Origin of the sequence: Microbaculum marinisediminis, from assembly GCF_025397915.1 — a bacterium.
Lineage (GTDB): Bacteria > Pseudomonadota > Alphaproteobacteria > Rhizobiales > Tepidamorphaceae > Microbaculum > Microbaculum marinisediminis.
In genome coordinates, this window is record NZ_JALIDZ010000003.1 from 179046 (window position 1) to 202686 (window position 23641).

The window sequence follows — 23641 nt, forward strand, 5'->3', positions numbered from 1 at the left end:
GCGCGTCGCACCGCGGACGCGTCCTGGCGAAGCGGCAACGCCGATCGCTGCCTATCCCTACGCCGTTTGTACGGCGGAACAAGAGGCTTTTAGCGGCGATTGCGATTTATTGATGGCGAGGCTCAGACCTCCCCGAATGACCGTTTCATGCGGATCGCCGCACAGCCGTCGGGATAGTAATCAGGCTTGTGCTCGAATTCCGTGTATCCGAGCCCCAGGTAGCGGCGGTGAAGCCTGGTGTTGTCGGCCCGCACCTCGGTGATGACGCCAAGTCCACGCTGGCGCGCCGCCGTTTCGATCGCCTCGAAAAGGCGTTTGCCGATCTCCCCGCCCTGGGCCTGCGACAGGACGGCCAGGGAGTAGAACCGCATGTAGCGCGAGCCCGCGCGGGCAAGGCCCAGCGCGTAGCCGACGACTTGGCCCCTGCGGGTGCAAACAATCAGGGCGGCGCGGGGATTGGAGATGTGCCAGCGAAACTGGCGGCGCGACATCGGCTCGTAGGCCGGTGGAACGAAGACAGCGTTCTCGATTTCGACGAGGGCATCGAGGTCGGCGGGGCCGGCCGTCCGCAAGCTGTCTGTCATTCTGCATGGCCCTCGGCAGGTGTGGCGGTCCGCCATCGGACCACTGCTGTTTCGTCATCGCGAAGCGGATGGTTTGGCAATCCTACCATTGCGGGCTGCCGAACAGTGTGATCAGATCCGGTATGGTTGAATAGAGACGAGGGTGACGCCGCCTCGAAGCGTATATAGACTAGTTTTAAATCCGCCGGGCGGCGGATCAAAAATAAACTTAGGGAGGTGACAGATGGCCTTTAGTAAAACGGCTGTCGCGGCGGGGTTTGCCGTCGCAATCGGTGTCGTGGGCTACGCCCAGGCCGAGACGTTCAAGTACGCATTCCAGGGGGAACTAAAGGGGCTCGATCCTTACAGCCTCAATGAAACATTCTCGCTCGGCACGCTCGGCAACGTCTACGAGGGCCTGACCCGCCGCGGTCCGGACCTCGAGATCCAGCCGGCGCTGGCCGAAAGCTGGGAGATCATCGAGCCGACCCGTTGGCGCTTCCATCTGCGCAAGGGTGTGAAGTTCCACAACGGCAACGATTTCACCGCCGACGACGTGGTGTTCTCGGCCGACCGCGTACGGTCTCAGGAATCCGACCTGAAGACTCGCATCGGCGCTGACGTGAAGGTCGAGAAGGTCGACGACCACACTGTCGACTTCGTGCTGGCGAGCCCCAATCCGATCCTGCACTACGAGTGGGATACGTGGGGCATCATGGACAAGGAGTGGTCGGAGGAAAACAACACCACGAAGGTGATGTCGGCGTCCGACGAAAGCCCGAGCTATGCCGGCCTGCATGCCAACGGAACCGGACCGTTCAAGATCACCGGCCACGAAACCGGCGTTAAGACGGTTTTCCAGGAAAACACGGACTGGTGGGACTACGGAAACAAGAAGTTCAACGTCGATACGGTCGAGTTGACGCCGATCAGCGAGGATGCGACCCGTGTCGCTGCGCTCCTGTCAGGCGAGCTCGACATGGTCTATCCGGTGCCGGTCCAGGACATCAAGCGCGTCGAGGGCAATGACGGCACGCGGGCGCTGACCGGGCCCGAACTCAGGACGATCTTCCTGGGCATGGACCAGATGCGCGACGAGCTTCTGTATTCGAATGTTAAGGGCAAGAATCCCTTCAAGGACCCGAAGGTCCGCCTGGCGTTCTTCAAGGCGATCGACATCGAGGCGATCAAGCAGAAGATCATGCGCGGTCTGTCGACCCCGTCTGCCTTGATGATCTCGCCGTTCCTGTTCGCCCTGTCGGATCAGTTCGAGCGCTATCCGTATGATCCGGAAGAGGCCAAGAAGCTCCTGGTCGAAGCCGGCTATCCGGATGGCTTCGAGGTCGGCATGGACTGCCCGAACGACCGCTACGTCAACGATGAGGCGATCTGCCAGGCCGTGGTCTCCATGCTCGCCAAGATCGGCGTGAAGGTCGACCTCAATGCCCAGCCGAAGGCGAAGTACTTCGCCAAGGTTCTGCAGTCGAACGGCTTCGACACGTCGTTCTATCTGCTCGGCTGGACGCCCGGCTCGTTCGACTCCTGGAACATCCTGAAAAACATCATCCATTGCCGGACGGAAGAGGGCAGCGAGGCGCCGTTCAACCTGGGCGGCTACTGCAATCCGAAGGTCGACGAGCTGACGGCGAAGATCCTGGTCGAGAACGACCCGGACAAGCGCAATCAGATGATCGCCGACGCGTTCAAGATGCATCTGGATGAGGCGGGTCACATTCCGCTGCACCAGCAGGGTCTGGCCTGGGGCGTCGCCGACAGTGTCGAGCTGGCCCAGCGCGCCGACAACACGCTGATGTTCTACTACGTCAACAAGAACTGACGTCGTAGTCCCGACCACAGGCGGGAGACCGTTGAAGGCGGCCTCCCGCCGGCGTTCCTTTGTGCACCCGACGCCTGGCGTTCCGACACGATGACCGCATTCATTATCCGCCGCCTCCTCCAGGCCATCCTGGTCATGCTGGTCGTGGCGCTGATCGCCTTCCTGATGTTCCGGTACGTGGGCGATCCGATCAATCAGATGGTCGGGATCGAGACGTCGCCGGCCGAGCGCGAGGCGCTGCGTGTGCGGCTCGGGCTGAGGGACCCGATCCTGGTGCAGTTCGCGCGGTTCATCTTGAACGCCGCTCAGTTCAATTTCGGCATCTCCTACCAGTTCAAGCAGCCGGTCTCGGAGATGATCCTGTCCCGGCTGCCGGCGACCCTGGAACTGTCGATCGTCTCGGCGCTTTTTGCCCTGCTCGTCGGCATCCCGATGGGCGTCTATACGGGCATCCGCCGCAATGCCTGGATGTCGAAGCTGTTCCTCACGGTCTCGCTGGTCGGCATCTCTCTGCCGCCGTTCCTGATCGGCATCCTGCTGATCTTCATCTTCGCGGTGAACCTGCAATGGCTGCCGAGCTTCGGGCGCGGCAGCGTGGTCGATCTCGGGTTCTGGTCGACGGGGCTCCTGACCGTCTCGGGGCTGAAGGCGCTGATCCTGCCGGCGATCACGCTTGGCCTGTTCCAGCTCACCCTGATCATGCGGCTGGTGCGGGCGGAGATGCTCGAGGTTCTGCGCACCGACTACATCAAATTCGCCCGCGCCCGGGGCCTCACCGAGCGGGCGGTGAATTTCGGCCACGCGCTGAAGAACACGCTGATCCCGGTGATCACCGTCACCGGCCTGCAGCTCGGATCGATCATCGCGTTTGCGATCATCACCGAGACCGTCTTCCAGTGGCCGGGCATGGGGCTTCTGTTCCTGCAATCCGTGCAGAACGTCGATATCCCGATCATGGCGGCCTATCTGATGCTGATCGCCTTCCTGTTCGTGGTCATCAACCTCATCGTCGATATCCTCTACACCGTGGTCGATCCGCGGGTGCGGCTCGACGGCGGCGCGGCGGTGTAAGCCATGACGGGCGGACCCGAGACCCAAGCCGAGTTCCTGTCGAAGCCGCACGGCTTCGCCACGCGCGTGCTCGACAGTGATATCTTCCATTCCTTCAAGCAGTCGAAGCTGACGATGCTCGCGGCCTTCGTCACATTCCTGTTCATCTTCGGCGCCGCCTTCGCGCCGTGGATCGCCCCGCATGACCCCTTCGACCTGGCCTCCATCGACCTGATGGATTCGCTGATGCCGCCGGCCTGGGAGGAGTACGGCGATCCGCGCTTCCTGCTCGGCACCGACGACCAGGGCCGCGATATCCTGTCGGGGATCCTCTACGGTGCGCGGGCGTCGCTCGCCGTCGGCTTCGCCAGTGTGCTGTTCGCCGCGACGCTCGGTATCGGGCTCGGGCTGGCCGCCGGCTACTTCGGCGGCACCTTCGGCACGATCGTCATGCGCATCGCCGATATTCAGCTCACCTTCCCGTCGATCCTGATCGCGCTGCTGATCGACGGCGTGGTGCACGGCCTGTTCAAGGACGTCAGCCGCGAGGACACCGCCTACGGCGTGCTGATCCTGTCGATCGGCCTGTCGTTCTGGGTGCAGTACGCGCGCACCGTGCGCGCCTCGACGCTGGTCGAGCGCAACAAGGAATATGTCCAGGCCGCGCGGCTGATCGGCATCCCGCCGTTCCTGATCATGCTACGCCACGTGCTGCCGAACGTCATGGGACCGGTACTGGTGATCGCGACGATCAACCTGGCGGTGGCCATCATCCTGGAGGCGACGCTGTCGTTCCTCGGCGTCGGCCTGCCGCCGACGCAGCCCTCGCTCGGCACGCTGATCGACATCGGCCAGGACTTCCTGTTCTCCGGAGAGTGGTGGATCACCATCTTTCCCGGTGCGGCGCTGGCGACCCTCGTGCTCGCGGTCAATCTGCTGGGCGACTGGCTGCGCGACGCGCTCAATCCGAAGCTGCGGTGAGGGAGGCGGCGTGACTCAACCCCTTCTTCAGGTCCGCGACCTCATCGTCGAGTTCCCGACGCGGCGCGGAACGCTGACGGCGGTGAACAAGGTGTCCTTCGACATCGCGCCGGGCGAGGTGCTCGGCGTCGTCGGCGAGTCCGGCGCCGGCAAGTCGCTGACAGGCACGGCCGTCATCAATCTGCTGGAACCGCCCGGCCGCATCGGCGGCGGCGAGGTGATCCTGCAGGGGCGGCGCATCGACAATCTGCCGCAGGAGGAGATGCGCAAGATCCGCGGCAAGCAGATCGGCATGGTCTTCCAGGACCCGCTGACCAGCCTCAATCCGCTCTATACGATCGGCGAGCAGCTCACCGAGACGATCCAGACCCACGTCAAGATGTCGGATGCGGACGCGCGCGCGCGGGCGATCGAGCTCCTGACCGAGGTCGGCATCCCGGCCCCCGGTTCGCGCATCGATGCCTATCCGCACCAGTTCTCCGGCGGCATGCGCCAGCGCGTCGTGATCGCCCTGGCCCTGGCGGTCAATCCCGTTCTGGTCATCGCCGACGAGCCGACGACGGCGCTCGACGTGTCGGTGCAGGCACAGATCATCCGGCTGTTGAAGAAGACCTGCGCCGAACACGGCGCGGCCGTCATGCTTATCACCCATGACATGGGCGTCATCGCCGAAACGGCCGATCGCGTGGCGGTCATGTATGCCGGGCGCATCGCCGAGATCGGCCCCGTACGCGAGGTGATCAAGACCCCGCGCCATCCCTATACCGTGGGCCTGATGGCTTCGATCCCCTCGCTCGCCCACGAGGCCGACAGGCTGCAGCAGATCGACGGCTCGATGCCCCGCCTGATGGCGATCCCGCGGGGCTGCGCATTCCATCCGCGCTGCCCGAAGGCATTCGATCGCTGCTACGAGGAGCGACCGGAACTGCTTGATACGGGCAAGACGCGGGCGGCCTGCTGGCTCTACGCGGAGGAGACCGTCACATGAGCGGAGCCCCGCTGGTCGAGGTCGAGGGGCTGACCCGCTTCTTCGACGTGTCGAAGCCGTTCCTCAACCGGGTCGTCGAGGGCGTGCCGCGCCAGTACCTGCGCGCCGTCCATGACGTCAGCTTCAAGATCAATGCCGGCGAGACCTTCGCGCTGGTCGGCGAGTCGGGGTGCGGCAAGTCGACGGTGGCGCGCATGGTCGCCGGCCTGATCGATCCATCCGCCGGCAGGATCGTCTTCGACGGCGTCGACCGTGCCGCGGTGCAGTCGACGGCCGAGGACCGGAAACTGCGGCGCCGGTTCCAGATGATCTTCCAGGATCCCTTCGCCAGCCTCAATCCGCGATGGCGGGTCGACAAGATCATCGCCGAGCCGATCCGCGCCTTCGGCCTTGCCGGCGACGTGCAGGAAATCGAGCATCAGGTCGGCGAACTGCTGAAGGTCGTGAAGCTCGATCCCGCCGATGGTGCCAAGTTTCCGCACGAGTTCTCCGGAGGGCAGCGCCAGCGCATCGCGATCGCGAGGGCGCTGTCGAACAAGCCCGAATTCATCATCTGCGACGAACCGACCTCGGCGCTCGACGTGTCGGTGCAGGCGCAGATCCTCAACCTGATGCGCGACCTGCAGGACGAGTTCGGGCTGACCTATCTGTTCATCAGCCACAACCTCGCCGTCGTCCGGCACATGGCGACCCGCATCGGCGTCATGTATCTCGGCAAGCTGGTCGAGGATGCGCCGTCTCGCGCGCTTTTCGACAATCCGCGCCACCCCTACACACGCATGCTTCTCGACGCGGTGCCCGACATCGACATGACGGGGCGGGCGCGCACGCCGGTGAAGGGCGAGGTGCCCAACCCGATCGATCCTCCGTCCGGCTGCACCTTCCATCCGCGCTGTCCCTACGCCTTCGATCGTTGTAAAGCGGAGGAGCCGCGGCTCCTGCCGGTCGGCGAGAACCATCTGGCCTCCTGCCATGCCGTGGAGGAGGGACGGCTGGAGCGCATGGAGGCGGAACGCGTAGAATGATGAATATGTCGATCGCCGGTCGCGTCGACCCCTATCTCGACGAGCTGGTGGCGATCCGCCACGACCTCCACGCGCATCCCGAAATCGCCTTCGAGGAAAACCGCACGGCGGCGCTGGTTGCCGATAAACTGAGAGAATACGGTGTCGACGAGGTGCATACCGGGATCGGGCGCACCGGCGTCGTCGGTGTCCTGCGCGGAAACGGCGGGTCAAATCGCGCGATCGGCCTCAGGGCCGACATGGACGCGCTGCCGATTACCGAGAAGACAGACGTTCCCTACCGCTCGACGGTCGAGGGCAAGATGCATGCCTGCGGCCACGACGGGCATACGACGATGCTGCTCGGGGCCGCGCGCTATCTCGCCGAACACCGTGACTTCGACGGAACCGTCCATCTGATCTTCCAGCCGGCCGAGGAACGCGGCGGCGGCGCGGACTTCATGATCCGCGACGGATTGTTCGAGCGGTTCAACTGCGAGTCCGTGTTCGGCATGCACAACATGCCCGGCCGTCTGTTCGGCTCGATCGCGATGTGCACGGGGCCGATCATGGCGGCGTCCGACATCATCCGCATCGTGGTGCGCGGCACGGGCGGACACGGCGCCTGGCCTCACCAGACGCGCGATCCGATCGTCGCCGGTGCCCATATGGTCACGGCGCTGCAGTCGATCACCAGCCGGCGCGTCGATCCGATCTACGCGGCGGTCGTCTCGATCACGACGTTCCGGGCGGGCACCGGGGGCAGCGTTGTACCCGAGGAGATCGAGCTCGGCGGCACCTGTCGCAGCTTTCTGCCCGAGGTGCGCGATCTGGTCGAAGCCGAAATGAAGCGGATCTGCACGGAGGTTGCGGCCGCGTTCGATGTCACGGCCGAGGTCGACTACGCCCGGGGCTATCCGACGACGGTGAACGCACCGGAGGAAACCGAGCTGGCGGCTGCCGCGGCGCGCCGTGTCGTCGGCGCGCAGGCGGTGGAGACCGATGTGACGCCGCTTATGGGCGCGGAGGATTTTGCCTTTATGCTGGGGGCCCGCCCCGGAACCTACATCTGGCTCGGGACGGGAGAGGATCGCCCCTGGCTCCATGCGCCGGACTTCGATTTCAACGACGCGGCGATCCCCGCGGGCATCGGCTATTGGGTTTCGCTCGTCGAAACCGTTTTGCCTAGGCCGGACTAGCCGCGATGCCGGCTTTGCGGCCAGGTCACGCTTGCCAATCGGCCGCAGGTAGGCACAACTAGAGGTAAGGCATCGAATTCAGGAGACCCTGGCATGAGTTATACCGACCGCGTGAAGCCCTACATGGATGAACTGGTGGCGATCCGCCGCGACATCCACGCCCATCCCGAACTTGGTTTTGAGGAGACCCGCACCTCCGATATTGTCGCGCGGAAGTTGAAGGAGTTCGGCGTCGACGAGGTTCATACGGGTATCGCCAGGACCGGCGTCGTCGGCGTGGTGCGCGGCAAGGGCGGCTCCAATCGCGCGATCGGTCTGAGGGCCGACATGGACGCCCTGCCGATCTTCGAGAAGACCGGTCTCGAGTACCATTCCCAGACCGACGGCAAGATGCACGCCTGCGGCCACGACGGGCACACCACGATGCTGCTCGGCGCGGCGCGCTATCTAGCCGACCACCGCAACTTCGACGGCACGGTCTACCTGATTTTCCAGCCGGCCGAGGAAGGCCGCGGCGGCGGCAAGGTGATGATCGAGGACGGTCTGTTCGACCGGTTCAACTGCGAGACCGTCTACGGCATGCACAACATGCCCGGCCTGCCGCTCGGCGCGATCTCCATGCGTCCGGGTCCGTGCATGGCGGCGGCCGACGAGTTCAGGATCCTGGTGAAGGGCAGGGGCGGCCACGGCGCCATGCCGAACGTCTCGCGCGACCCCGTCGTGATCGGCTCGCACATCGTCACGGCACTGCAGTCCATCGCCAGCCGCCGCGTCGATCCGATCAAGGAGGCCGTCGTCTCGGTGACCCAGTTCCACGCCGGCGACGCCTTCAACGTCATTCCCGAGGAAGCCGAGCTGAGCGGCACCTGCCGCACCTTCATGCCGGATGTGCGCGACCTGGTCGAGACCGAGCTCAAGCGCATCGCGACCAATGTGGCGCTCGCCTTCGATGCGACGGCGGAGGTGAAGTACATGCGCAACTATCCGCCGACCGTGAATACGTCCGACGAGACCGAGATCGCCGCGTTGGCCGCCCGCAAGGTCGCGAACGAGGTTTCGACCACCGGCGAGCCGAAGATGGGGGCGGAGGACTTCTCCTACATGCTCGAGGAACGGCCCGGCTGCTACATCTGGCTCGGCAACGGCATGCCCGGCGAGAAGGGCGGCGCCAACGTGCACACGCCGCAATACGACTTCAACGACGACGCCATTCCCTACGGCGTCGGCTACTGGGCCTCGCTGGTCGAGACGGTGCTGCCGAAGGCGGCGTAGGGTCCGATCGGCGTTCGCAGAAGAACGAAGCCCCCGCGAGAGCGGGGGCTTTTTTCGTCGCGTCCAAGGCCCCCGAGCGGCTTTCCGAGAAACGCCACTCCAGTCGCTTTGTCTCATTGCCGGTCATCGTCGGAACAAGTCCGGGCAAGACGGCCGAGATGGGGGCTTGCGCCAGGCTGCGTTCCGTTCATTCCCGCAAAAGCGGGAGTCGGGGCGCGATTGGCAAGGCCCCATCTGTCGGGGCTGCGATGTGGCGCAGCGCCGTACCGGCGCAGCAGACGGCCGCCGGTTCCCGCTTTTGCGGGAATGAGCGGGGTCGGGAGGTCGGCCTACCGCCCGCTGCGCTCCAGCACCTGCATCAGCTCGGAGATCTTCTGGCGCTGTTCTTCCTTGTCGCCGCTCAGGATGGCGTGCTCGACGCAATGGGCGACGTGGTCGCGCAGAACTTCTTCCTCGACGCGCTTGAGCGCGGCGCGGACGGCATCGATCTGGGTGACGATATCGATGCAATAGCGGTCCTCGGCGACCATGCGGGCAATGCCGCGCACCTGTCCCTCGATCCGGCCAAGCCGTTTGGCGACGGCGGTCTTTGCTTTCTCCTGCATGCTTGTCAGATACCCCATGGGGGTATATGTAGTCAAGCGAATGCGATACCCCCATCGGGTATCCGGGCCCATCGAGCAGAATCGAGAGTGTCATGTCCAGCGAGACCGCATCCTGTTGCAGCCATCATGAACCGGCCGCCAAAACCGGGGCGCCGGAGGGCAAGGCCGTCGATCCCGTCTGCGGCATGACCGTGACGATCGAGACCGCCAAGCACACCCACGAGCTGGACGGGACCACCTACTATTTCTGCAATCCGAAGTGCCGAGAGAAGTTCATCGCCGACCCGGACAAGTATCTGAAGGCGACGGACCCGGTGTGCGGGATGTCGGTCACCAAGGCGACGGCGCAGCACACGCACGAGCACGACGGCACGACCTACTATTTCTGCAATCCGAAGTGCCGCGAGAAATTCATCGCCGATCCGGACAAATACCTGGCTGACGTGCGCCCCGAGGAGCCGGTGATAGAGGGGGCGATCTACACCTGTCCGATGGATCCGGAGATCCAGCAGGTCGGCCCCGGCACCTGCCCGATCTGCGGCATGGCCCTCGAGCCGATGATGATCACCGCGGATTCCGGCCCCAATCCGGAACTGATCGATTTCACCCGGCGGTTCTGGATCGGCCTCGTCTTGACGGTGCCGGTGTTCTTTCTGGAGATGGGCGGGCACGTGCTCGGCCTGCATATCGTGTCGCCGGCGCTTTCCAACTGGATCCAGCTGGTGCTGGCCACGCCGGTGGTGCTGTGGTGCGGCTGGCCGTTCTTCGAGCGCGGCTGGAAGTCCATCGTCACCCGCAACCTCAACATGTTCACCCTGATCGCCATGGGTACCGGCGTCGCCTGGGTCTATTCGGTGGTGGCGACGGTGGCGCCCGGCCTGTTCCCGCCGACGTTCCGGGGCGCGGACGGATCGGTCGCGGTCTATTTCGAGGCGGCGGCGGTGATCACCGTGCTGGTGTTGCTCGGCCAGCTTCTGGAACTGCGGGCGCGCGAGCGCACCGGCGGGGCGATCAAGGCGCTGCTCGACCTCGCGCCGAAGACGGCGCGGCGCATCCGCGACGACGGCTCGGAAGAGGAGGTGTCGCTCGAGGAGATCGCCATCGGCGATCGGTTGCGCGTGCGGCCGGGCGAGAAGGTTCCGGTGGACGGCGAGGTCGTCGACGGGCGCTCGGCGCTGGACGAGTCCATGGTCACGGGTGAATCCATGCCGGTTTCCAAGGAGGTCGGCGACGCGGTGATCGGCGGCACGATGAACCAGTCCGGCGCCCTTGTGATGCGCGCCGACAGGGTCGGGGTCGACACCATGCTGTCGCGCATCGTGCAGATGGTCGCCGAAGCGCAGCGCAGCCGCGCGCCGATCCAGCGGCTCGCCGATCAGGTTTCGGGCTGGTTCGTGCCCGTCGTCGTCGCCGTCGCCGTCATCGCCTTCGCGGCGTGGTCGATCTACGGGCCGGAGCCGCAGTTCACCTTCGCGCTGGTCGCTGCCGTCAGCGTGCTGATCATCGCCTGCCCCTGCGCGCTGGGCCTCGCGACGCCGATGGCGATCATGGTCGGCGTCGGGCGCGGCGCCAGCGCCGGTGTGCTGATCAAGAACGCCGAGGCGCTGGAGCGCATGGAGAAGGTCGATACGCTGGTGGTCGACAAGACCGGCACGCTCACGGAGGGCAAGCCGGCGGTCACGGAGGTCGTGACCGACGGGATCGAGGAGGCGGAGCTGCTCAGGCTGGCGGCGAGCGTGGAGCGGTCGAGCGAGCATCCGCTGGCCGCGGCCATCGTCGCGGCGGCGGAAGCCAGAGGCATCGTGCTTGCCGACGCCGCGGATTTCGACGCGCCGACGGGCAAGGGGGCGCTCGGAACGGTCGACGGCCGCAAGGTGCTGCTCGGCACCGCCGGCTTCCTGAAGGAGCACGGCATCGACGTGGCGCCGCTCGCCGACAGGGCGGACGCCCTGCGCAAGGACGGCGCGACGGCCATCTTCGCCGGGATCGACGGCAAGGCGGCGGGAGTCGTCGCCATCGCCGACCCGGTCAAGGAGACGACGCCGGCGGCGATCAAGGCGCTGCACGGCGAAGGCATCCGCATCGTCATGCTGACCGGCGACAATCGCACGACCGCCGAGGCCGTCGCCCGCCGCCTCGGCATCGACGATGTCGAGGCCGAGGTGCTGCCGGATCAGAAGAGCGCGGTGGTGGAACGGTTCCGCAAGGAGGGCCGCGTGGTCGCGATGGCCGGCGACGGTGTCAACGACGCCCCGGCGCTCGCCGCCGCCGATATCGGCATCGCCATGGGATCGGGCACCGATGTCGCCATCGAGAGCGCCGGCGTGACGCTGCTGCGGGGCGATCTCAACGGCATCGTCAAGGCGCGCCGCCTGAGCCAGGCGACGATGCGCAATATCCGCCAGAACCTGTTCTTCGCCTTCATCTACAACTCGGCGGGCGTGCCGATCGCGGCCGGCATCCTCTACCCGTTCCTGGGGCTGCTGCTGTCGCCGATGATCGCGGCGGCGGCGATGTCGCTGTCGTCGGTCAGCGTCATCGGCAATTCGCTGCGCCTGCGGCGGGTGGAGTTGTAGCTGCTTCGCCTCTGCCGGATGCCCGGGCGCGACCCGGGCATCTCGCGGCGCGCGTCCGAGCGTTTTTAGTGAGGCCGGAGACGACGTGCGACCGTCGGCACAGGCTCACTCCGCCGGGGCGTCCAGTCCGTGATCCTCGGCGATGCGCCTGGCCACCAGCTGCTGCAGGTGCCAGAGGTGGCGGTCGTGGATGCCGAGTTCTTCCAGGTGCGCGACCGTGTTGTATAGGTATTCGGCGCAGGAGCCGATGTGGCCGCAGGCGCGCGCCAGCATGGTCACCGTCTCCTCGATCGGCAGGCGGCCGACATAGCCCGGACCCTCGCGGTTCATCACGAAGGCGAGCGCCGGCACCGGCCCCTTGTCGGTCTGCGCCGCCACCCAGCGGGCCAGATTGTTCGACGGGCGCATGCGCATTTCGCGCTCCAGCAGCTTGCGAAGCTGTTCCTCCATGGCGTCGTGGTCGAGGCGGAATATGACGCCCTTGCACTGGCCGCCCCGGTCGAGCGCCATCATCAGGCCGGGCTGTTCCGGTGTGGCGCGCCATTGGCGCATGTGGAGGCAGAACGAGCGGTGATAGCCGCGGATCGTCGCGATCCGCCGTTCCAGGTGCTCGACCTCCGGCTTCCAGATCAGCGAGCCCGAGGCGAACAGCCAGAACTCGTCGGTTTCCGGGCGCTGGGCCAGCAGGTCGTCGATGATCGCCTGGTATTCTTCGTCCGTCCGGTACGTATAGGCCGGATCGAGACCCTTGTACTCGATGTCCCGGTGCACGCGGGCGACATGATCGGGTGTCAGTGCCATCCGGCGGGGCGGCATCGAAAAACGTCCTCTCCTGCGACGAAAACCAAGTGGATCTGTCGGCGAACTGCGTTCACATCTGTTGAAGCGCCCCTTGAATTGCCACGGCTGCCATCAAAATTCCACCTTCCGGACCGATCAGCATGGCATTCAAAACGGATCGTGGACCGCCATGAGCAAACAATTTTCCCGTCGCGAGGTGCTGGCCGGCGGACTTGCGGCCGGCGCGCTGGCTTTCCTGCCGGGGCTCGCCGCAGCCGCAACGGACCCGCGCGCGCGCTTCGGATCGGCAAAGCCGTTTTCCTTCGACGCGTTGAAGGCACGGGCCGAGGCGCTTGCCGCCAAACCCTATGAGGGGCCCGAGATTCGGGCCGGTGACGTCCTCGAGACGGTCGATTTCGATGCGCACCAGCAGATCCGCTTCAGGGACGAGGCGACGATGTGGGGCGAGGCGGGCAACGAGCCGGGCGTCCGGTTCTTCCACCTCGGCCGCTATTTCAAAGCGCCGGTGAAGATCCATGCCGTCGAGAAGGGCGAGGCGCGCGAACTGCTCTATTCGCCCGACTATTTCGACATGCCGGCCGATCACGCGGCCCGCGACCTGCCCGAGGATATCGGCTTCGCCGGCTTCCGCGTCATGGCGCCCGGCGGCAAGACAGACTGGCTGGCGGTTCTCGGCGCCTCCTATTTCCGCACCTCCGGGCCGCTCGACCAGTACGGGCTGTCGGCGCGCGGCATCGCCATCGATACGGCGGCCTCGAAGCCGGAGGAGTTCCCCCGGTTCACCGAGTTCTGGCTGGAGCGCGACGGGGCCGGCGGGCTGATCGCCTATGCCCTGCTCGACGGGCCGAGCCTTTCCGGCGCCTACCGGATCGTCAGCAATGCGCCGAACACGGGCATCGTCCAGGATGTCGACTGCGCGCTGTTCACCCGCACGGCGATCGAGAAGCTCGGGGTGGCGCCGCTGACCAGCATGTTCTGGTATTCGGAAACCAATCGCGAGGACGCGAAGGACTGGCGGCCGGAAGTTCACGATTCCGACGGGCTCGCCATCTGGACCGGCTCCGGCGAGCGCATCTGGCGGCCGCTCGACAACCCGTCTCGCGTCGTCACCAACGCGTTCCTGGACACCAATCCCCGCGGTTTCGGCCTGATGCAGCGTGACCGCGACTTCGACAACTATCAGGACGACGGCGTTTTCTACGAGAAGCGCGCCAGCGTCTGGGTCGAGCCGATCGGTACGTGGGGCGAGGGCTCGGTACAACTCGTCGAGATCCCGACCGACGACGAGATCCACGACAATATCGTCGCCTTCTGGGTGCCGCGCGCGCCGGTCGAGGCCGGGCAGTCCTTCGATTTCGCCTACCGTCTGCACTGGGTCGCCGACCAGCCCTATCCCGCGCCGGTCGCCCGGATCGTGGCGACGCGGATCGGCATGGGCGGGATTCCCGGCCAGCCGCGTCCGCCCGGCGTGCGCAAGTTCGCCATCGACCTGGAAGGCCCGGCCTTCGAGGGCCTCGACCGGTCGAGCGGTGTCGAGGTCGTCATCGATGCGAGCCGCGGCAGTGTGAGCAACGAAGTCGCCTATCCGGTGGTGGGAACCGACCGTTGGCGGGTGCTCTTCGACCTGGAGGCGACCGGGCACGACCCCGTCAACCTACGCATGTTCGTGCGCCTGGATGACAAGGCGTTGAGCGAAACCTGGATCTACCAGTTCTTCCCGACGGCGCTGGCCTGACCGGTCCGTAGTCGCGGGCCGCATGACAGCCGCGATCCGCATGACAGGCGTGATCTCCGGCACTAAGGTCTCCCGGCCAAGACGCGAGGGAGGCCGCAGGTGCTCATTCAGGACGATCCGCTCGGCGCGTTCATGCGCTATCCCCCCGTTCCCGTAGCGCATGCGGAAGCCGGGCCGCTGTCCGGCCTGACAATGGGCGTCAAGGACCTGTTCGAGGTCGCCGGCTATCCGACGGGCTGCGGCAATCCGGCGAAGCTCGCCGGATCATCCATAGCGGCGAAGACTGCGCCGGTAGTGCAGGCGCTGCTCGATGCGGGGGCGGATTTCGTCGGCAAGACCATCACCGACGAACTCGCCTTCAGCCTGCAGGGGCAGAACGCGCATTACGGCACGCCGGTGAATTCGGCGGCGCCCGATCGCATTCCCGGCGGGTCTTCGTCCGGCTCGGCGTCGGCGACCGCGGGCGGCCTCGTCGATTTCGCGCTCGGCACCGATACGGGCGGCTCGGTGCGCGCGCCGGCCAGCTATTGCGGCCTGTTCGGCCTCAGGCCGACGCATGGGCGCATCGATATTTCCGGCTGCATGCCGCTTGCGCCGAGCTACGACACGGTCGGCTGGTTCGCCCGAGACGCGGGGACGTTTGCGCGCGTCGGCGACATTGTCCTTGGCGAGGACAGCGCGAAACTGCCCGATGGCTGGCCGGTTTTCCTGAGCGACGCGTTCGATCTGATGATCGACGAGGAGACCAGGGCGGCGTTTCTGCCCGTCCTGGCGAAGGCGGAAGCGGTTATCGGCGAGACCGAGCACGGCCGGGTTGCCCCCCGGCATATCGCCCCCCGGGGGCTTGCCGACTGGCTGCTGGTATTCCGCACGACGCAGGCCTCCGAGATCTGGGATACGCACGGGGCCTGGATCGAGAGCCACGATCCGCAGTTCGGGCCCGGCGTGCGCGACCGCTTCGACTGGGCGCGGCGGATCAATCGCGACGAGACCGCGAAAGCCCAGGCGTGGGCGCTGCGTGCGAAGCTACGCCAGCATGTGCGCGCCCTTGCGGCGGCACGGCTGCTGGTGCTTCCGACGGTTCCCGCGATAGCGCCACTGTGCGCGACGCCGGTCTCCGAACTTGAGATTTTCCGCGACCGGGCGCTGTCGATCCTGTGCATTGCCGGCATCGGCTGTTTGCCGCAGGTCAACATCCCGCTGGCGACGCATCACGGCGCGCCGCTTGGCCTGTCCATCATCGGCCCGGCCGGCAGCGATCGCGCGCTGGTGGGCCTGGCCGGCAAGATCGCGGCCGGCTAATCCCCCATCGCCGCGCCTTCGCGGCGGGGGTCGGAGGCGCCGGCGAGCTTGCCGCCGCCGACGGCGATGATGTTGAGGCCGCTGGTCATGTCGGCGGTCTTGGCCGGCCCGCCGAACGCTTCCATCGCCGCGACCCACCGGTCGGCGCCGGTGACGTCCTCGACCTCGAAGGGGCCGTTGCGGCTGGCGAAATTGAACAGCGCGGCGGCGGCCTGCGGGTCGTAGCCCCAGTCGACCATGGCGATGATCGCCTTGACCACGTAGCCGATGATGCGGCTGCCGCCGGGCGAACCGAGGATCATCGCAAGCTTGCCGTTCTCGTCGAACACCATGGTCGGCGCCATCGAGGAGCGCGGCCGCTTTCCGGCCTCGACGCGATTGGCGATCGGCCGGCCCTCCGCGTCGGCCGGGGCGAAGGAGAAGTCGGTCAGCTCGTTGTTGAGGAGAAAGCCGCGCACGAACAGCCGCGAGCCGAAGGCGGATTCGATCGAGGCGGTCATCGAGACGGCATTGCCGTCTGCATCGATGACGGAGACCTGCGTCGTGCCCGGCGCTTCCTTGGTGCCGTCCCTGCCGGGGGAGGGGGCGGCCGAGGCCGGCGGATTTCCGGGCTCGCGGACGCCGCCGGCCTTGGCCGGATCGATCAGGGCCGATCGCTCGGCGAGATAGTCCGGGTTCATCAGTCCGGCAGGCACGGTCACGAAGTCGGGATCGGCGACATAGCGATTGCGGTCCGCAAAGGCGAGGTTTCCGGCCTCGCCGATCAGGTGCAGGGCCTCCGGCGTCGGCGTCTTGCCTAGGTCGAAGCGCTCGAGCATCCGAAGCGTCATGGCAACGGCGAGGCCGCCGGACGACGGCGGGCCCATACCGCAGATCTTGTAGCCGCGATAGTCGCCGCAGACGGCCGGTCGCTCGATGGCGCGATAGTTGCCGATATCGTCCGTCGTCATGTCGCCGGGATTGCGCCAGGCGTTGGTGACGGCGCCGACGATGTCTTCGGCGATCTCTCCCGAATAGAAGGCCTCCGGGCCGCCATCGGCGATGCGCTGCAACGTGTCGGCATAGGCCTGGTTCTCGATCACCTGGCCGAGCAGGGGAGCGGCGCCGTCGGGATCGAGGAAATAGTCCTGCGCCTGCGGCGAGAAGGCGTCTTCCCCCATGCCCGCGACCAGCATGGCGAGGCGCGGGGAGACGCCGAAGCCGCCGTTCGCCAGGCCGATCGCGTCGTCGAACAGGCGTGCCCACGGCAGTTTGCCATGCTCGGCATGGACGTCGTGCAGCATCGCCACGAGCCCGGGCACGCCGACCGAAAGGCCGCCCGGCACCATCTGCGGCCACGGGTCGGGCTTGCCCTCGGCGTTCAGGAAGCGCTCCGGCGTGGCGGCGGCCGGCGCGGTCTCGCGCCCGTCCCAGCTTGTCAGCGCCCTGGCCTCTTCGTCCCAGTGCAGCAGGAAGGCGCCGCCGCCCAGGCCCGCCGATTGCGGCTCGACGAGACCGAGCACCATCATCGCCGCGATCGCCGCATCCGCCGCGCTGCCGCCGTTGCGCAAGGCGCGGAGCCCGGCGAGAGACGCCAGCGGGTGGGCCGCGACGACCATCTGCCGGTCCGCCTCGACGGGCGCCCGCGCCACGCCGACGCTTGCCGGCTCGGGCGCCGCCCGGCTGAGGGTATCGGCCGAGGCCGGCGTCCAGAACAGAGCGGTCGCCGTCGCGATCAGACCGATGGCGAGGGAGGGGCGAATGTATCGCAGCATAGAAGTGGCCCTTTACAGCAGCGCGATCCGGAATCCGCTGCTAGGCTAAGCGAGCGCACCGGTTTTGGCGAACGAAACGAAGAGGGAATTCTGGCGATGCCCGAGGGCACGACTTCTCACAGCCACGTCTTCCACCGCGATCTGAAGGCGACCTATCCCGTTGCCGTTACCGGCGAGGGCGGGTGGATCATCGATCGTGAAGGAAGACGCTATCTCGACGCGTCCGGCGGGGCGGCTGTTTCCTGCCTCGGCCATCTGCACCCGCGCGTGGTCAGGGCGATTCAGCAGCAGGCCGGCACGCTGGAATTCGCGCATACCGCGTTTTTTACCTCGGAGCCGGCGGAGGAACTGGCGGATTTCCTCGTCTCGCGGGCGCCGAAGGGCTTCGGCCGGGTCTATTTCGTCTCCGGCGGCTCGGAAGCCAACGAGATGGCGCTGAAGCTGGCCCGGCAGATCCATGTCGAACGCGGCGAGCCGAAACGGGCGCACAACATCGCCCGCGAACAGTCCTACCACGGCAACACCCTCGGCGTTCTGGCGCTGGGCGGGAATCCGGCGCGCAAGGAGCTCTACGCGCCGCTGCTCGGCCTGCCGGTCAGCCATATCGTTCCCTGCTACGCCTATCGCCACAGGCGAGAGGGAGAAAGCGACGAGGCCTACGGCCTGCGCGCCGCAAAAGCCCTGGAAGACGAGATCCTGAAGGTCGGGCCGGACACCGTCTCCGCCTTCTTCGCCGAGACCGTGGTCGGTGCGACGGCGGGCGCGGTTGCGCCGGCGCCGGGCTATTTCCGCGAGATCCGGCGTATCTGCGACACCTACGGAGTGCTCCTGGTGCTCGACGAGGTGATGAGTGGTATGGGGCGCACCGGTACGCTCTATGCCTGCGAGCAGGACGGCGTCGTGCCGGACATGATCACCACCGCCAAGGGACTCGGCGCCGGTCACCAGCCGATCGGCGCGACGCTGGTGCGCGAGGACCTGGCCCGGGTGATCGAAAGACATGACGGCGTGTTCCGGCACGGTCACACCTATATCGGCCATCCGATCGCCTGCGCCGCCGCGCTGGAAACGCAGAAGGTGATCGAGGACGAGGGGCTGCTGGAGCGCGTCAGAACGGCGGGCGAGATGTTCCAGGACATGCTCGTCGATCGCTTCGGCCAGCACGCCAATGTCGGCGACATCCGCGGACGTGGCTTCTTCCGCGCCGTCGAACTCGTCGCGGACCGGGAGAGCAAGGCGCCGTTCCCGCGCGCCAAGGGGCTGGCCGGCCGCATCAAGACGCACGCGATGGCGGGCGGGCTCGTCTGCTACCCGGGCAACGGCACCGCCGACGGCATCGACGGCGACCACGTATTGCTGGCGCCGCCGTTCATCATGTCGGACGACGAGTTGGCGATGGTGGTCGACCGGCTGGAGGCGGCGATCGCCGCATCGCTCGCCGAGGTTCGGGCGTGAGCGGGACCATCGTGATCGCCGCGCCGAACGGGGCGCGGCGCACCAGGGCGGATCATCCGAACCTGCCTATGACGCCGGCCGAGATCGCGGCCGAGGCCAAACGGTGCCTCGATGCCGGGGCGTCGGTCCTGCACCTGCATGTGCGCGACGCCGACGGAGCGCATTCGCTCGATGCCGGGCTCTACCGGGAGGCGACCGCGGCGGTGCGCGACGCGGTGGGCGACGCGCTGGTCATCCAGCCGACGACGGAGGCGGTCGGACGCTACTCGCCGGACGAACAGATGGCGACGATCCGCGCGCTCGAGCCGGAAGCGGTGTCGGTGGCGCTGCGCGAGATCCTGCCCGATGGCGCCGACGACGTGCCGGTTCGACGCTTCTTCGGATGGCTGGGGGAACGCCGGGTCTGGACGCAGATCATCCTGTATGATCCGGCCGATATCGAACGGTTCATCGCGCTCAGCAAAACCGGTCTGTTCGCCGTCCGGCGCCCGAGCCTCTTGCTGGTGCTGGGGCGCTATACCGCCGGCCAGCGCTCCGAGCCGTCCGATCTCGACCCGATGCTGCAAGCACTGGCGCCGATGCGCGAAGCCGTTTCGTGGTCGGTTTGCGCCTTCGGGCCGAACGAGAACGCCTGCATGCGTCACGCCCTTGGGGAGGGCGGGCATGTGCGCGTCGGCTTCGAGAACAACATGGTCCTGCCGACCGGCGAGACCGCCGGTTACACGGCCGATCTGGTCGGCCTCGCTGCCGATGCCGCGCGCGCGGCCGGGCGGTCGCCGCTCGCGGCGGCAGCCGTCAGGGCACTGGTCGGGAGCTGGCTCTAGACCCTCAGGCGCTGCGGTCGCGGCGGGCGGCGGCAATGCGCTCCTCGGCCATCCGGTCGGCGACGACCTCGGGTGGCAGGTCCTGCATTTTCGCGCGCGACAGGACAAGACCGAGCGTGTCGCCTATCCGGGCGATCCGCGACTTCATTTCGTCCGCCGTCATGCCGGGCCGCTCCGGGGCGATCGAGATGACGCCGCCGGCATTCACCAGATAATCCGGCGCGTAGAGGATGCCGCGCCGCATCAGCGACGCGCCGTCCTGCGGGGTGCGCAGCTGATTGTTCGCGGCGCCGCAGACGATCCCGGCCCGAACCTGCGGAACCGTCGTTTCGTTCAGGCCGCCGCCGAGGGCGCAAGGCGCGAAGACGTCGGCGGTGACGGCGTGTATCCGGTCGACCGGAACGGACGTCGCGCCGTTGCGGGCGACGACCTCGTCGACGCGGGCCTGATCGATATCGGCCACGATCAGCCGGGCGCCGTCGGCATGGGCGAGGGCGGCGACGCGGCCCCCGACATGGCCGAGGCCCTGGACGGCGACGGTCAGGCCGGCGAGGGACGCCCGTTCGAGGGCGAAGCCGACGGCGGTGCGCATGGCACAGAACACGCCCCAGGCGGTGAACGGCGAGGGATCGCCCAGGCCTGTGGCGCGGATGCCGCGCACATGCGGCGTGCGGCCGGCGACGATCTCCATGTCCGCGTCGGTGATGCCGACATCCTCCGCGGTGATGTAGCGGCCGCCGAGGCTATCGACATGGTCGCCGAAGGCCTCGAACAGCGCCCGCGACTTGTCGGTCTTGGGATCGGCGATGATCACGGCCTTGCCGCCGCCGAGGGGCAGGCCGGCCAATGCGTTCTTGTAGGTCATGCCGCGCGACAGGCGCAGAACGTCGTCGAGGGCGTCCATGTCGTTGGCATAGGGCCACATACGGCAGCCGCCCAGCGCCGGGCCGAGGGTGGTGTCGTGTATGGCGATGATGGAGCGCAGGCCCGATACCGGATCGACGCGAAAGTCGACCTGCTGATGTCCGTCGAAACTGGGATGGGCGGTGGCGTCTAATTCCTGGGTCGGCATATTGGATCCTCATATTGTCGCGCCGGTCGCCCCTGCCGGCGACTGTTCTGTCATTGGGAAAGATATGCCGATTAACAGGAATAATTATCTTTTTCGTGCGGTAGCGGTTCAGCTCGCGGGGATTGATTTCGCCAAAATTGCGTAGTCGGGAAAATTTTTGCTTCGCCGGATGTTGCAACTGCGCAATGCCGGCGACCGTGCCGTCCAGGCCGGTTGCCGAATTTTAACGCGGCGCGGTTTGAGTGCAGTCAGACAGGACGGCGATCGGGTCGGGGGGCTAGCAATGATCGGGACTACCGCACGGGCTTTCGCGAACGGACTCGCCGCACTGGCGATCGCGGTGATGGTCGGATGGGCGAGCGCGGCATCGGCGACGACGCGCGACATCGTCGAGATGGACGGCGACCACGGCTACGGCACGATCATCGTCAAGACCGCGGAAAGACGGCTCTACTACGCGCTCGGCAACGGCAAGGCGATCCGCTACGCGGTGGCCGTCGGCAGCCCCAGGAACCAGTGGTTCGGCACGACCTGGGTGAGCGAGAAGAAGGAAAATCCGAGCTGGACGCCGACGCCCAGCATGCGCAAGAAAAATCCGCGGCTGCCCTCTTCGATGGCGCCGGGCCCGAAGAACCCGCTCGGGGTGCGGGCCCTGTATCTCGGCTGGACCACCTATCGCATTCACGGGACCAACGCGCCGGGCTCCATCGGCCACGCGGTGTCGGACGGCTGCATCCGCATGCTGAACGAGGATGTGGTCGACCTGTTCGAGCGCGTGCATATCGGCGCCCCGGTCATCGTCGCGCGCTAGCCCACTCGCTTCTGCCCCCGCCCCCACCCTCGTTCCTGCCGCGTCCGGGCTAGGGGATTCCCGCGCCACGCTTCCGCCGCTATCGTGCTGTTGAAGCGGCGCCGGGAGTTCGGCTTATGTATCTCAAGTCTGTCAGGAAATCGGTGTTGGCGGGGGCGGCCGTCGCGGCCGGAACGATCGTGTCCGCTGGCGGAGCGGGCGCGCATCCGCACGTCTGGGTCGACAGCCGGTCCGACATCCTGTTCAACGCGGACGGTGCGATCAGCGGCATCCGCCATGCCTGGACCTTCGACGAGATGTTCTCGGCCTACGCCATCCAGGGGCTGGACGAGGACAATGACGGCAAGCTGACCCGCGAGGAACTGCAGCCGTTGGCCCAGGTCAACGTCGAGTCGTTGAACGAGTTCGACTATTTCACCTATCTCGGCGTCATCGGCGTCGACGAGGTCTATGGCGTCTTCCGCGATCCGGTCGACTATTGGCTCGACTATGACGGCACCAAACTGACGCTGCATTTCACCCTGCCGCTCACCGAGCCGTTCGATCCCAAGCAGGGCCTGACCGCTATCGAAGTCTACGACCCGACCTTCTTCGTCGACTTCCAGCTCGCGGAGACGGATACGGCGCTTCTGGTCGACGCGCCTTCGGGCTGTCGACTGGACATCGAGCGCGCGGAAGGCTTCGACACGGCGACGGCGAACCTCCTGTCGCAGTTTCCCGCCGATGTTCGCGAACTGCCGCCGGAGATCCTCGAGCTGACCGAGGGCAACGCCAACACGATCAAGGTCGTATGCGAATGATCGTGCGCGCGGACACGCGGTTCGTCGTCTTGCTCGCGGGGCTGGCCGTCGCCTGTCTCCTTGCCGATACGGCTGCGGCCAATCCGTTCGGCGTTGCCAGGCCCGACCCCTCCGTCGCAGTTCAGTCGGGGCCGCTCGCCGGCCTGTTCGGCTGGATCGCGGCGAAACAGTCCGAATTCTACAGGGCCCTTTCGGGTCTGGTTGCGGCCTTCCGCACAGATCCGGGGGCAGGCTGGGCGCTGGCGGGCCTGTCGTTCCTGTATGGCCTGTTCCATGCCGCCGGTCCTGGCCACGGCAAGGTGGTGATCACCTCCTATCTGGTGGCGACGGGGGAGACGATGCGGCGCGGCATCGTGCTGTCCTTCGCGGCCGCCTTCGTGCAGGCCCTGACGGCGATCGCGATGGTGACGGTGCTGACGGTGATCTTGCGCGCAACGAGCATCGCCATGACCCAGGCGACCGGTTTCGTCGAGATCGCGAGCTACGCCCTGATCGCGCTGATCGGCGCGCGGCTCGTCTATGGCAAGAGCCTCGCCCTGATCGCGAAAATGCCGGTCGGCTCCCCCCAGACCGTGGCAGCCGGCGCTCCCGGTCACGGCCATCATCACCATCACCATGGGCACGGGCCGGACTGCGGCTGCGGACATGACCATGCGCCCGATCCGGCGTCGCTGGGCGGGCCGTTCTCGCTGAAGCGCGCCTGGACGGCGGTTCTGGCCGTCGGCATCCGCCCCTGCACCGGCGCGCTCGTCGTGCTGGTCTTCGCCTTCTCCCAGGGCGTCTACGCGGTGGGCGTCGCCTCGACGCTGGCGATGGCGGTGGGGACCGGACTGGCCGTCGCCATCCTCGCCGCCCTGGCGGTTGGCGCGCGCGGCTTCGCCGCCAGGCTCGCCGATGACGGGGCCGGCTGGGCGGCCGTTGGTCTGCAGACCGTCGAGCTGCTGGCCGCACTTGCGGTTTGCGCCTTCGGGCTCTTGATGTTGGGCGGGGCGCTGCAGGCCGGCCTTTAGGC

The 23641-nt window shown here is 66.8% G+C and carries 20 protein-coding genes and 1 pseudogene; 16 read left to right on the forward strand and 5 right to left on the reverse strand.

Features of this window, described 5'->3' with window-relative positions; all coding sequences use genetic code 11:
* Positions 1-122: 122 nt before the first annotated feature.
* Positions 123-584 (reverse strand): GNAT family N-acetyltransferase, encoded by a 462-nt coding sequence (locus MUB46_RS06945; RefSeq protein ID WP_261615159.1) that lies wholly within the window; start codon positions 582-584, stop codon positions 123-125.
* A 223-nt stretch (positions 585-807) separates the two neighbouring features.
* Between MUB46_RS06945 and MUB46_RS06950 the strand changes: the two genes are divergently transcribed.
* The 8 genes and pseudogenes from MUB46_RS06950 (at position 808) to MUB46_RS06980 (ending at position 8894) form a co-directional block, all read left to right on the forward strand.
* Entirely contained in the window at positions 808-2400 is a 1593-nt protein-coding gene (locus MUB46_RS06950; protein ID WP_261615160.1) for an ABC transporter substrate-binding protein, read from the forward strand.
* Between the two features lie 90 nt (positions 2401-2490).
* Positions 2491-3471 carry an ABC transporter permease gene (locus tag MUB46_RS06955; RefSeq protein WP_261615161.1) on the forward strand — a complete coding sequence of 327 codons (981 nt, stop codon included), beginning with the start codon at positions 2491-2493 and terminating at the stop codon, positions 3469-3471.
* Between the two features lie 3 nt (positions 3472-3474).
* Positions 3475-4431 (forward strand): ABC transporter permease, encoded by a 957-nt coding sequence (locus MUB46_RS06960; RefSeq protein WP_261615162.1) that lies wholly within the window; start codon positions 3475-3477, stop codon positions 4429-4431.
* A 10-nt stretch (positions 4432-4441) separates the two neighbouring features.
* A complete protein-coding gene (locus tag MUB46_RS06965; protein WP_261615163.1) occupies positions 4442-5419 on the forward strand; it encodes an ABC transporter ATP-binding protein in 978 nt (325 codons plus the stop codon).
* A gap of 137 nt (positions 5420-5556) precedes the next feature.
* Positions 5557-5931: pseudogene (locus MUB46_RS24315) on the forward strand (ATP-binding cassette domain-containing protein); the annotation flags it as partial.
* Between the two features lie 192 nt (positions 5932-6123).
* Positions 6124-6444, forward strand: a complete 321-nt coding sequence (locus MUB46_RS24320) for an oligopeptide/dipeptide ABC transporter ATP-binding protein (RefSeq protein ID WP_425256232.1) — start codon at positions 6124-6126, stop codon at positions 6442-6444.
* Positions 6445-6449: 5 nt separating this feature from the next.
* Positions 6450-7622, forward strand: coding sequence for a M20 aminoacylase family protein (locus tag MUB46_RS06975; protein WP_261615538.1), 1173 nt, complete (start codon positions 6450-6452; stop codon positions 7620-7622).
* Between the two features lie 93 nt (positions 7623-7715).
* Positions 7716-8894, forward strand: a complete 1179-nt coding sequence (locus MUB46_RS06980; RefSeq protein WP_261615165.1) for a M20 aminoacylase family protein — start codon at positions 7716-7718, stop codon at positions 8892-8894.
* Between the two features lie 329 nt (positions 8895-9223).
* On the opposite strand, the gene MUB46_RS06985 is transcribed toward MUB46_RS06980, so the two are convergent.
* Complete coding sequence (locus tag MUB46_RS06985; protein ID WP_261615166.1) at positions 9224-9499, reverse strand: metal-sensitive transcriptional regulator; 276 nt, start codon at positions 9497-9499, stop codon at positions 9224-9226.
* Positions 9500-9591: 92 nt separating this feature from the next.
* Between MUB46_RS06985 and MUB46_RS06990 the strand changes: the two genes are divergently transcribed.
* Entirely contained in the window at positions 9592-12075 is a 2484-nt protein-coding gene (locus MUB46_RS06990; RefSeq protein ID WP_261615167.1) for a heavy metal translocating P-type ATPase, read from the forward strand.
* A gap of 105 nt (positions 12076-12180) precedes the next feature.
* Here the strand turns inward: MUB46_RS06990 and MUB46_RS06995 are convergent, their stop codons facing one another.
* Positions 12181-12891: a gamma-glutamylcyclotransferase gene (locus tag MUB46_RS06995; protein WP_261615168.1), complete on the reverse strand. Its 711-nt coding sequence runs from the start codon at positions 12889-12891 to the stop codon at positions 12181-12183.
* 154 nt (positions 12892-13045) lie between these two features.
* Between MUB46_RS06995 and MUB46_RS07000 the strand changes: the two genes are divergently transcribed.
* Positions 13046-14611: an OpgD/OpgG family glucan biosynthesis protein gene (locus MUB46_RS07000; RefSeq protein WP_261615169.1), complete on the forward strand. Its 1566-nt coding sequence runs from the start codon at positions 13046-13048 to the stop codon at positions 14609-14611.
* Between the two features lie 99 nt (positions 14612-14710).
* Positions 14711-15913 carry an amidase gene (locus MUB46_RS07005; protein ID WP_261615170.1) on the forward strand — a complete coding sequence of 401 codons (1203 nt, stop codon included), beginning with the start codon at positions 14711-14713 and terminating at the stop codon, positions 15911-15913.
* Here the strand turns inward: MUB46_RS07005 and ggt are convergent.
* Positions 15910-17667 carry a gamma-glutamyltransferase gene (gene ggt, locus MUB46_RS07010; protein WP_261615171.1) on the reverse strand — a complete coding sequence of 586 codons (1758 nt, stop codon included), beginning with the start codon at positions 17665-17667 and terminating at the stop codon, positions 15910-15912. The genes MUB46_RS07005 and ggt overlap by 4 nt on opposite strands.
* A 96-nt stretch (positions 17668-17763) precedes the next feature.
* Here ggt and MUB46_RS07015 point away from each other — a divergent pair, with 96 nt between their 5' ends.
* Positions 17764-19122, forward strand: coding sequence for an aspartate aminotransferase family protein (locus MUB46_RS07015; RefSeq protein WP_261615172.1), 1359 nt, complete (start codon positions 17764-17766; stop codon positions 19120-19122).
* Entirely contained in the window at positions 19119-19946 is an 828-nt protein-coding gene (locus tag MUB46_RS07020; protein ID WP_261615173.1) for a beta-keto acid cleavage family enzyme, read from the forward strand. Before MUB46_RS07015 ends, MUB46_RS07020 begins: the two co-directional genes overlap by 4 nt.
* A gap of 4 nt (positions 19947-19950) precedes the next feature.
* Here MUB46_RS07020 and MUB46_RS07025 read toward each other — a convergent pair whose 3' ends face one another.
* On the reverse strand, positions 19951-21018 hold the full coding sequence (locus MUB46_RS07025; RefSeq protein WP_261615174.1) for a Glu/Leu/Phe/Val dehydrogenase dimerization domain-containing protein: 1068 nt from the start codon (positions 21016-21018) through the stop codon (positions 19951-19953).
* Between the two features lie 283 nt (positions 21019-21301).
* Here MUB46_RS07025 and MUB46_RS07030 point away from each other — a divergent pair, with 283 nt between their 5' ends.
* The 3 genes from MUB46_RS07030 to MUB46_RS07040 all read left to right on the forward strand — a co-directional run bounded on the left by MUB46_RS07030 (position 21302) and on the right by MUB46_RS07040 (position 23639).
* Entirely contained in the window at positions 21302-21829 is a 528-nt protein-coding gene (locus tag MUB46_RS07030; RefSeq protein WP_261615175.1) for a L,D-transpeptidase, read from the forward strand.
* 116 nt (positions 21830-21945) lie between these two features.
* Entirely contained in the window at positions 21946-22629 is a 684-nt protein-coding gene (locus tag MUB46_RS07035) for a DUF1007 family protein (protein ID WP_261615176.1), read from the forward strand.
* Positions 22626-23639: a nickel/cobalt transporter gene (locus tag MUB46_RS07040; RefSeq protein WP_261615177.1), complete on the forward strand. Its 1014-nt coding sequence runs from the start codon at positions 22626-22628 to the stop codon at positions 23637-23639. The genes MUB46_RS07035 and MUB46_RS07040 overlap by 4 nt, the downstream gene beginning before the upstream one ends.
* Positions 23640-23641 lie beyond the last annotated feature (2 nt).